This window comes from Atopobacter phocae ATCC BAA-285 (assembly GCF_000526675.1).
In the GTDB taxonomy this organism is placed as follows: Bacteria; Bacillota; Bacilli; order Lactobacillales; family Aerococcaceae; genus Atopobacter; species Atopobacter phocae.
The window spans coordinates 1-9,386 of sequence record NZ_JAGN01000053.1 but is presented as its reverse complement, the minus strand read 5'-3'; the positions used below and the strand labels follow the sequence as shown (position 1 = coordinate 9,386).

The window sequence follows — 9,386 nt, the reverse complement described above, 5'->3', positions numbered from 1 at the left end:
ATCGAGGTTATCAATATACCTCTCATGCATTCGCTCAATTTATTAAGGATCACCAAGCCATTCAAAGTATGTCACGTGTAGGAAAATGTATCGATAATGGTCCAATGGAAAACTTTTTTGGCATGCTCAAATCAGAATTATATTATTTAAATAAATATGATACATTTGAAAGTTTAACAAAAGATATTGATCAATATATTCATTTCTTTAACACTAAACGAATCACCTTAAAGATGGGGTTAGCCATTCCAGCATAAAAAACACCTATGGATGAAAAACCATAGGTGCATAAAATTTATTTTTTACCTGTCTACTTGACAGGGAGCAGTTCATAGTCTAGGAAACCGTCTTTTTTTTATGCTCAATATGGATAATTAATCTCATCGTATTCATTTGCTTTAGTAATGATACAACGCTTCTCGCATTTTTCGGCGACAGCGTTTTAAAGCATTTTGAACACTTTCAACAGGACGACATACTCGTTCTGCAATTTCATCTATCGTATACCCCTTTGTATACCAGTAAAAACTTTTCTGTTCAAAATCAGATAGTGAATGTATAAAATAATCCACAGATTCTTCCAATAAAACATGCGCTTCTGGATGAATATAAGGCGAAGGACCACCTGATGTTTGTTCATAATATTTATTTGCTATTCGTTCTGTTTCAAATTCTTCATACATTACATTGTCGCGACTACTTGCTCTTTTCTTGGCCAATGCACGTCGCAGAATAGAATTAATTTCATTCTTTAAACACGTTCGATAATAAGCTGTAAAACCCGTCCCATTTTCAACATTATATTTACCCATTGCACGATAGAGTACCGTAGAAGCCTCTTGAATAAAATCATCTCGTTCTAACTCGGCAATTGGATACAAATACGAATAACGGTACATCATTGCACTAAATCGCTTAAAAAATTCTTCAAATAATTCTTCTTCTCCTGCTTGATAACGTAATAATAACTCATCTAATGATTCTTTTTTTAGCATGTGACTACCCCTTCTTCATCACCACACTGAATCACTTGATTTTAGAAATTACTTGTAATCATTTTTTATGTTGACCTTGTTCACTTAAATCTTTAAGTAATTGATTCAAAGTAATCAACTGGCTTGGATGCCAAGGTGAATTACGTCGTTTCAATTGCTGCTGTATCTCTTTACTCTCTGACTCTAAATTTTGTTTAGACACTTGAATCGCTCGATATAACTCTCGAGCTGATTGTCGTAAAGCGCCTTGCTGAAAGACCACACATTGCTCAGCCAAATCGCTTGTCGCAACGGTTAATGTAATTAGTGGTGAAAGTAATTCTTTAACGGTTCGTTCAATATAACTATCTGCTGTTTCGCCTTCTTTGGTGAAAACAACACTTAAATTATATTCATCAAACATTTGTTCAATACCTTCAACTAATTGGGCATCAAAAACGACTAAAACAATGAGCTCTTCACGTGCTGCATAGTCCGATAGAATACGTAATAATTCATCCCGTGCTAACCCTATTTCATCTCTTTTTTTTAAAGATAATAATTCTGGCCAAGCACCAATCATATTATACCCATCAACTATTAATAATCGCTGTTTCATTGATTAGCCCGCTTTCTAAAGACTTCATACATTAACAAGCCTCCCGCTACACTTGCATTTAAACTTTGAACATGACCAACCATTGGGATTGATATCATACCATCGCAATTTTTTTTGACTAACGCGGATATTCCTTTACCTTCATTTCCAATCACTAAACCAATTGGACCTGATGCATCGAGTGTCGTATAAGATTCTCCGTTCATATCTGCTCCGAATATCCATAAGCCAGCTTCTTTTAATTCTTCAATCGCACGTGTTAAATTAGTTACTCGTGCAACAGGTACGTGTTCAATTGCTCCTGTTGAAGTTTTTGCTACTGTCCCTGTTAACAAAGCTGAGTGATGTTTTGGAATGATTAAACCATGACATCCACTTGCGTCAGCTGTACGTAAAAGTGATCCTAAATTATGTGGATCAAGAATCCCATCTAAAATCATAACAAATGGTGGTGTATTTGATTGTTTAGCGTGCTCTAAAATATCCTCGATTGTTTTATATTCGAAAGCTGCTACACTCAAGACAAATCCTTGGTGTACGCCTTCGTTTGTTAAATCTTGCAATTTCTTTTTGGGCGCCACTTGAATTGGGATATTTTTTGCTTTCGCTAACTTCACTATAGTGTCTTTATCTCTACCACTCAAGCCTTCTTGTATAAATAATTTATTAAATGCCGTTTGTTCCTGGAGTGCGCTCAAAACAGCATGTTTTCCATAGATAAAGTCGACCATTTCATCATTTTTAGGGTCTAAAACGACATGATTTTCACTTTTTACTTGTTTTTTTGAATAATTTGTTCTTTTTTCATTGAAGCCCCCCATGTTTCGACGACTTTTTTTTATTTCTTTCATTTTTCTCACACCTTTCGCTTATTTTAGTATATAATATTTCGTTTAAATTTTCTTTTGAATAAATAAAAGAGGCTGGACTATATGTATCCACCCCTCTTATTTAAATTATGTTCCAAGAATTTGTATCTCATTGGTAATATATTCAATTGCTTGTTCCATTAAATAATTCAAGCGCTCTTCTTGATTCATTAAACTTAAATAACCAATTACTGATTCAAAGCCAGTTGCTACTCGATACGTGATAATATCGGCATTTTTGGCACTTGTATGACTACTGCTATTTCTTCCTCGTTTAAAAATAGATAGTTCCTCTTCATTTAACATTTCTTGTTCAAGCCAATATTTCATTATTCGAGCTTGAGCTTTCGCAGAAACAAATTTAACGGCTTGTTGATGTAAACGATTCGGTTTAGTCAATCCTTGATCAATTAAATAACGTCGCACATGCGTTTCGAATATCGCATCGCCCAAGAAAGCTAACGCCAATCCATTTAATTGTGTAAAATCTCTTGTCACTTTAGTTAGCCTCTTTTCCAACGTGTTCCTTGCGGCGTGTCTTCTAAAATAATCCCTTGCTCTTTTAGTTGATCGCGTATCGCATCACTTTTAGCAAAATCTTTCTCTGCTCGTGCTTGAAGACGTTGATCAATTAATTGTTGTACTTCTTCATCTAATAATTCTTTTGTTCCTTCAATAACAATTCCAAAAACATCTAATAATTCAGTCAGTATACGACGTCCTGCCTCTAGTGTGTTTTTAGAAACCGATTCACTTGATACCAGTGTATTAAGTTGACGAGAAAATTCATGCAACACGGCTAAAGCATTCGGTGCATTAAAATCATCATCCATCGCTATAATAAAACGATTCATATAATCTGAAAAATCAATTGTTTCGCCTTCTGATGCTGATTCTAGACGATAATCAATATTATGAATTGTTGTTCTAAAACGCTCTAAATTCGTTTGCGCTTCTTCCAATGTTTTTGTATTAAATACTAGAGGATGACGATAATGAGCAGTCGCTAAATAAAAACGAATCACTAACGGATCAAATTGTTTGACCAAATCATGAAGTAACATAAAATTACCAAGTGATTTACTCATTTTTTCGCCTTCAGCAGTCGTTACAAAACCATTGTGTAGCCAATAATTGGCAAATTTTGCACCATTACGCGCCTCACTTTGAGCAATTTCATTTTCATGATGTGGGAAAGTTAAATCATGACCACCTGCATGAATATCAATTGTCTTACCTAAGTAATGTCCAGCCATAACTGAACATTCGATATGCCATCCTGGTCGCCCAGCGCCCCAAGGACTTTTCCAGCTTATTTCACCTGGCTTTACATTTTTCCATAGGGCAAAATCGATCGGACTTTCTTTCTTTAAGTTATCATCTTCATTTGTTCGCTCACTTGCACCGTGACGTAAATCTTCAATGCTTTGGTCACTTAATTTACCATAGTCTTTAAAACGGTCTGTTCTAAAGTACACGTCGCCATCTGCTTCATACGCATAACCTTTTTGAATTAACTCTTCAATAAATTGAATAATGTCTTCAATATGATTCATAACACGTGGATGAGCAGTTGCTCGTTTGACATTAAGTTGCGATGTATCATCAAAGAATGCCTGAATGTATTTTTCAGCAACGGCTTCAACAGATTGATCCGTCTCCTTCGCCACGCGGATAACTTTATCATCAACATCTGTAAAGTTTGAAATATATTCTACTTCATATCCACGGAATTCTAAATATCGACGAATAGTGTCAAAGACAACTGTACTTCTTGCATTTCCGACATGGATATAGTTGTATACAGTTGGGCCACAGACATACATCTTTACTTTATTCGGTTCAATTGATTGAAATTCTTCTTTTTGATTTGTTAACGTATTGTATAGTTTAATCATTTACTTTAATCCTCTCAATTGATAAAAGCGAATCAATTGATAGAGCGCTGAAATAATCCAGTCGTTCAATAATTAATTCGCCCTGTCTGATTTCAATTCTTGTACATTGCTTGACCGCACTGTTACAAATTTATGATGCGGTAACTTGCATTGCTTCTTTTACGTGATTAATCACTCGATCTTTACCTAGTAATTCAATCGTATCCCCAATTGAAGGGCCATGTGTTGCACCACTTGTTGCGACACGTAAAGGCATGTATAATTTCTTACCTTTAACACCCGTTTCTTTTTGAACAGCTTTGATTGCTGCCATAATATTTTGACTTGTCCACTCTTCAATTGCTTCAATTTGAGTCACAAAAGTGTTAAGAACAGTAGAAACTTGTTCTTCTCTCAATACTTCCTGTTCCTCTTCACCAAACGAAATACCTTCTCCAAAGAAAATAGAAGATAATTGAACAATTTCTGCAGTATAAGTCATTTGTTCATGATATAACCCAACTAAGCGTGTTAACCACTCTTTGTTTGTATCTACATCCGTTGCTTCAACAATTCCTTGTTTTACTAATTGTTCGATAGCAGATTCTGCAACGACATCAAGTGGTGTTTGTTTAACATAAGTATTGTTAATCCACTCTAATTTTTTCGCATCAAAGGCTGCAGGAGACTTACTTAAACGATTAACATCAAAGGCTTCGATTAATTGCTCGCGACTGAAAATTTCTTCTTCGCCAACTGGTGACCATCCTAATAATGTAATAAAGTTAAACATCGCTTCTGGTAAATAGCCTAATTCTTTATATTGTTCGATGAATTGTAAAATACTTTCATCTCGTTTAGATAGTTTTTTACCTGTCTCACTATTAACAATTAATGTCATATGACCAAAACGTGGAACGTCCCATCCAAATGCTTCATACACCATCATTTGTCGAGGTGTATTAGCGATATGATCATCACCACGTAAGACATGTGTAATTTCCATAAAGTGATCATCCACTACAACGGCAAAATTATATGTTGGCATACCGTCTTTTTTCTTAATAACAAAATCGCCTGTTACATCTTTAGCTTGGAAGTGAATATCTCCTTTAACTAAATCGTTAAATTCATAAATACTCGAAGGATTCACACGCAAACGAACAGCAGGAATACGTCCTTCAGCAATGAATGCTTCCTCTTCTTCTTTTGTTAAATGTGCATGTTTTCCAGCATAGCGAGGCACTTCACCTTTTGCTAATTGTTCTTCTCGTTCCGCTTCTAATTCTTCTTCAGTCATGTAGCAATTGTATGCCTTATCTTCCGCAATTAATTGCTCAATTAATGGATCATAAATATGACGACGTTCAGATTGACGATATGGGCCAAACTGCCCTGGTTTATCTGGTCCTTCATCCCACTCCATACCTAACCAAGTTAAGTTCTCGAGTTGGCTTTTTTCTCCATTTTCAATATTACGTTTTAAATCAGTATCTTCAATTCGAATAATAAATTCGCCACCGTAATGACGTGCAAATAAATAATTAAATAAAGCTGTTCGTGCATTCCCAATATGTAAATGTCCGGTTGGGCTTGGTGCATAGCGAACGCGCACTTTTTCAGTCATGTAACCAGTCCTTTTCTGTTTTTAATTCATTCATTATTATAGCACAAGTTCATATAAAATGAGAAAATCACTGTTTATTTTCAGGAATAAATCCATTTCTTTTACCGAGGTCTTTTTTATTATTTACTCTTACTCATGATATACTACACATAAACGTAAAGGAGGAACCATATGCAGCAAGTATTCATTCAAACGTTTGGTTTTATTTTAGCCATATTGGCTGGGTATTGGAGTAAACGTACAGGTATTTTGAGTGATAAAGACGGCAAATTAATCGCTCGCCTGATTATGACTTTTACATTGCCCGCCACAATTATTTTAAATTTGAACGGTGCCCATTTATCACATCATTTATTTTCACTCGCTCTTCTAGCTATCTTTATGAATGTTCTATTTTTAATAATCGGCTATCTTTTTTGTCCCAATGCACCTTCAAATGAGCAAGCTTTTACAATGCTTTCTCAGGGAGGATACAATATTGGTAATTTCACCATTCCTTTTGTCCAACAGTTAGTCCCTCTTGCAATTCCGTTTATTGCTGGTTTTGACATGGGGAATGCGATTATGTTATTCGGTATCACACCCGCTTTAACGAAACGATTGGTCTCAACGCACGAAAAGGAATCTATTGTCCAAAGCATTCAAGCGACTCTTCTCATTTTATTGCGCTCTATTCCATTCATAACCTACTTAATTATGGTTATACTCTCTTTGTTAAAATGGCAATTACCTGATATTGTATTGGCTCCGATTCAACTATTTAGCCAACCTAATTCTTTTTTATCGATGTTTATGATTGGCATATTTTTACAATTCAAATTGCCCAAACACGAACTGAAACTGGCAATCCGTGCATTAAGTATTCGATATGCACTCACAATCATAACCATTCTATTTATTTTGTTCATTTCGCCTCAACCCAACGAATTAAAAATCGGTTTGTTGCTTTTAACGGTTGCTCCGATTGGAACGATGTCCACTATTCATATGATTAGTTTTAATAATCGTACAGATTTAACAGGGGTCGTTTCATCGGTAAGTATTATGATTTCCTTATTATCAATGGTCGTTCTGCTAAGTCTCTCTCTATATTAATTATCCATATTTTTATACTATATAAAGGTTAAAATATATATTTTCTTGTTTAGTATAAATAAATAAGAGAATCCATAGAGAACATTTATTCTCTATTATGATTCTCTTATTTATTTCAAAAAAATTAAAGATTATTCTATTTTTTATTTAACGAGAGATTTTCATTATTTTTTCATACTCTACACAAAAGCCATTATTCGACACTCATTCTATTTTAGCCCCAATAAATTGGGAAGTAGCATTGTTATCCATGGGATAAAAGTTACCATTAATAATACTACAAAAATAGCAATATAATATTTTAATAATTCAGGCATTACTTTTTCAACATTCGTATTACCTACACGGGCGCCTAAATATAAAATATTTCCAATTGGCGGTGTTATACCTCCAATACATAAATTAAAAGTAATCATAATCCCAAATTGGATAGGTGACATACCAAAATTGCTAACTATTGGAAGGAAAATTGGTGTAAATATTAATATAGCTGGAGTAATATCCATAAACGTACCTATGAATAGTAAAAAAACATTTATTATTAACAATATTACAATTCTATTGTCACTTAAAGACAATAATGCTTGGGCAATTGCGTCAGGTAAGCCTGTAAAACTCATTACCCATCCCATAATATTTGATGCTCCAATCAGTAACATAATAATACCTGTTGTTTCTGCTGATACTTTTATAATATCAAATAGTGCTTTTAAATCTAATCTATCATAGAAAAAAGAAAGTATCAGTGCATATGCAACTGCTATACAGCTTGCTTCTGTTGCTGTAAATACTCCTGCAATAATTCCACCAACTACTATTAGTATAAGAAGCAGCGAGGGAATAGATTCTAAAATTATTCTTAAAGGAGTATGCTGTGTAATTCTTTTTCCACCAGTATAACCTTTCTTTTTAGCAATAATTCCTGCTACAATAGCCACACCTATTCCCCATAATATACCCGGTATATAGCCCGCTAAAAATAATGCAGCCACCGAAGTGCCCCCTGAAATTAATGAATATGTTATTAATACATTAGATGGTGGGATGAGTAGTCCCGTTGGTGCAGATGCAATATTAGTAGCAGCAGAATATTCACGATCATATCCTTCACTCTCCTGAATGGGTCCAACAATTGATCCCATTGCAGATGCAGCCGCTATACCAGAACCTGATACAGCACCAAATAACATATTAGATAAAATATTTGTCATGGCTAATCCACCTGGTAATTTCCCCATCAAAAGTTGCGCTAACCGTATCAACTTGATAGCAATTCCTCCTTTATTCATAATATTTCCAGCTAATACAAAAAAAGGAATCGCTAATAAGGTAAATACAGACACTCCTGAAAAAATTCTTTGAGCAGCTGTTATTAACGCTGAGGAAATATCTAAAGTTGGTAAAATTCCTACAATAGAAGAAAACGCAATCCCAACTGCTATTGGTGTTCCGATTAAAAGTAACAATAATAATACTACAATCATTATTACTCCTGAGAATACTAATATTGACATTATTCTCCCTCCATATCTAAAGATACTTCATTACTAATTGTGTATTTTTTTATAAGTTCAAATATATTTATGCAATTTGAAATAGCCATCAAAATACCAGATATAGGTAAAATTGCATAAAATGCACCTATAGGCATTTGTAAAGCTGGCGTTATTTGAGATAATGTTAACTTCATTATCAGTGATCCTCCTACAATAAAGATCAATATTGCAAAAGACATTACCAATAATTCATTAATAACTTCAATAATCATTCTCCATTTGTTATTGAATTTATCAATAACAAAAGTCAGCCGCATATGTTCTCTTTTTGTAACTACTAATGTTGCTGCAAACAAAGCGAGCCACGTAAATCCATAAGTTAAAACTTCTTCAGTCCAAGCAGATGGATTGTTGAAAATATATCTAGATGTAACTTGCATTAAACCAATTATTGTAATACCTAAAAATATTAATACATTAATAAAAGATAATATTTTTTGGATTAGCTTTCTTATATTTTTCATTTCTATCGATAAAGTCCATATAATTGTGTAAAAGATAAAAGGTCATATAAAGCTCCTTTTACGGTACAATGTTTTTACCACAAAACATACCTAGGAGGACTTTACATGACCCAAGTACATTTTACAATGAATAGAGAAGAGGTTCAAAGCATTATTGAACATTCGGTAAAAGATGATGCCTCGAAAAGCATTTTGACAACAGTGTTCAACCAATTGATGGAGAATCAACGAACAGAATATATCCAGGCCGATAACTATGAACGAGCAGAAAGTCGTCAGAGCCAAAGAAATGGCTATTATGAACG

The 9,386-nt window shown here is 34.2% G+C and carries 11 protein-coding genes; 3 read left to right on the top strand and 8 right to left on the bottom strand.

What is annotated here, in order from left to right; translation table 11 throughout:
• Positions 1-257: IS3 family transposase (locus L866_RS0107580; RefSeq protein WP_025730701.1), on the top strand; the 257-nt coding region annotated here is incomplete at its 5' end.
• Between the two features lie 141 nt (positions 258-398).
• Here L866_RS0107580 and L866_RS09135 read toward each other — a convergent pair.
• From L866_RS09135 to gltX, 6 genes are all read right to left on the bottom strand, one after another.
• Entirely contained in the window at positions 399-995 is a 597-nt protein-coding gene (locus L866_RS09135) for a sigma-70 family RNA polymerase sigma factor (protein WP_025730697.1), read from the bottom strand.
• A gap of 58 nt (positions 996-1,053) precedes the next feature.
• The gene (locus tag L866_RS0107570) at positions 1,054-1,593 is read right to left on the bottom strand and encodes an NYN domain-containing protein (protein WP_025730695.1); all 540 of its coding nucleotides are present in this window, start codon (positions 1,591-1,593) and stop codon (positions 1,054-1,056) included.
• Positions 1,590-2,444, bottom strand: a complete 855-nt coding sequence (gene rlmB / locus L866_RS0107565) for a 23S rRNA (guanosine(2251)-2'-O)-methyltransferase RlmB (RefSeq protein WP_025730693.1) — start codon at positions 2,442-2,444, stop codon at positions 1,590-1,592. The genes L866_RS0107570 and rlmB overlap by 4 nt, the downstream gene beginning before the upstream one ends.
• 105 nt (positions 2,445-2,549) lie before the next feature.
• Entirely contained in the window at positions 2,550-2,960 is a 411-nt protein-coding gene (locus L866_RS0107560; protein ID WP_025730691.1) for a Mini-ribonuclease 3, read from the bottom strand.
• Positions 2,961-2,965: 5 nt separating this feature from the next.
• A complete protein-coding gene (cysS, locus tag L866_RS0107555; protein WP_025730690.1) occupies positions 2,966-4,360 on the bottom strand; it encodes a cysteine--tRNA ligase in 1,395 nt (464 codons plus the stop codon).
• Between the two features lie 130 nt (positions 4,361-4,490).
• Entirely contained in the window at positions 4,491-5,966 is a 1,476-nt protein-coding gene (gltX, locus tag L866_RS0107550; RefSeq protein WP_025730689.1) for a glutamate--tRNA ligase, read from the bottom strand.
• A gap of 171 nt (positions 5,967-6,137) precedes the next feature.
• Here gltX and L866_RS0107545 point away from each other — a divergent pair, with 171 nt between their 5' ends.
• Positions 6,138-7,061, top strand: coding sequence for an AEC family transporter (locus L866_RS0107545; RefSeq protein ID WP_025730688.1), 924 nt, complete (start codon positions 6,138-6,140; stop codon positions 7,059-7,061).
• A 209-nt stretch (positions 7,062-7,270) separates the two neighbouring features.
• Here L866_RS0107545 and L866_RS0107540 read toward each other — a convergent pair whose 3' ends face one another.
• Positions 7,271-8,575, bottom strand: a complete 1,305-nt coding sequence (locus L866_RS0107540) for a TRAP transporter large permease (protein ID WP_025730687.1) — start codon at positions 8,573-8,575, stop codon at positions 7,271-7,273.
• Positions 8,575-9,081, bottom strand: a complete 507-nt coding sequence (locus L866_RS0107535) for a TRAP transporter small permease (protein ID WP_025730686.1) — start codon at positions 9,079-9,081, stop codon at positions 8,575-8,577. The genes L866_RS0107540 and L866_RS0107535 overlap by 1 nt, the downstream gene beginning before the upstream one ends.
• A 105-nt stretch (positions 9,082-9,186) precedes the next feature.
• Between L866_RS0107535 and L866_RS0107530 the strand changes: the two genes are divergently transcribed.
• A partial coding sequence (locus L866_RS0107530; RefSeq protein WP_025730685.1) for a transposase occupies positions 9,187-9,386 on the top strand: 200 nt, incomplete at its 3' end.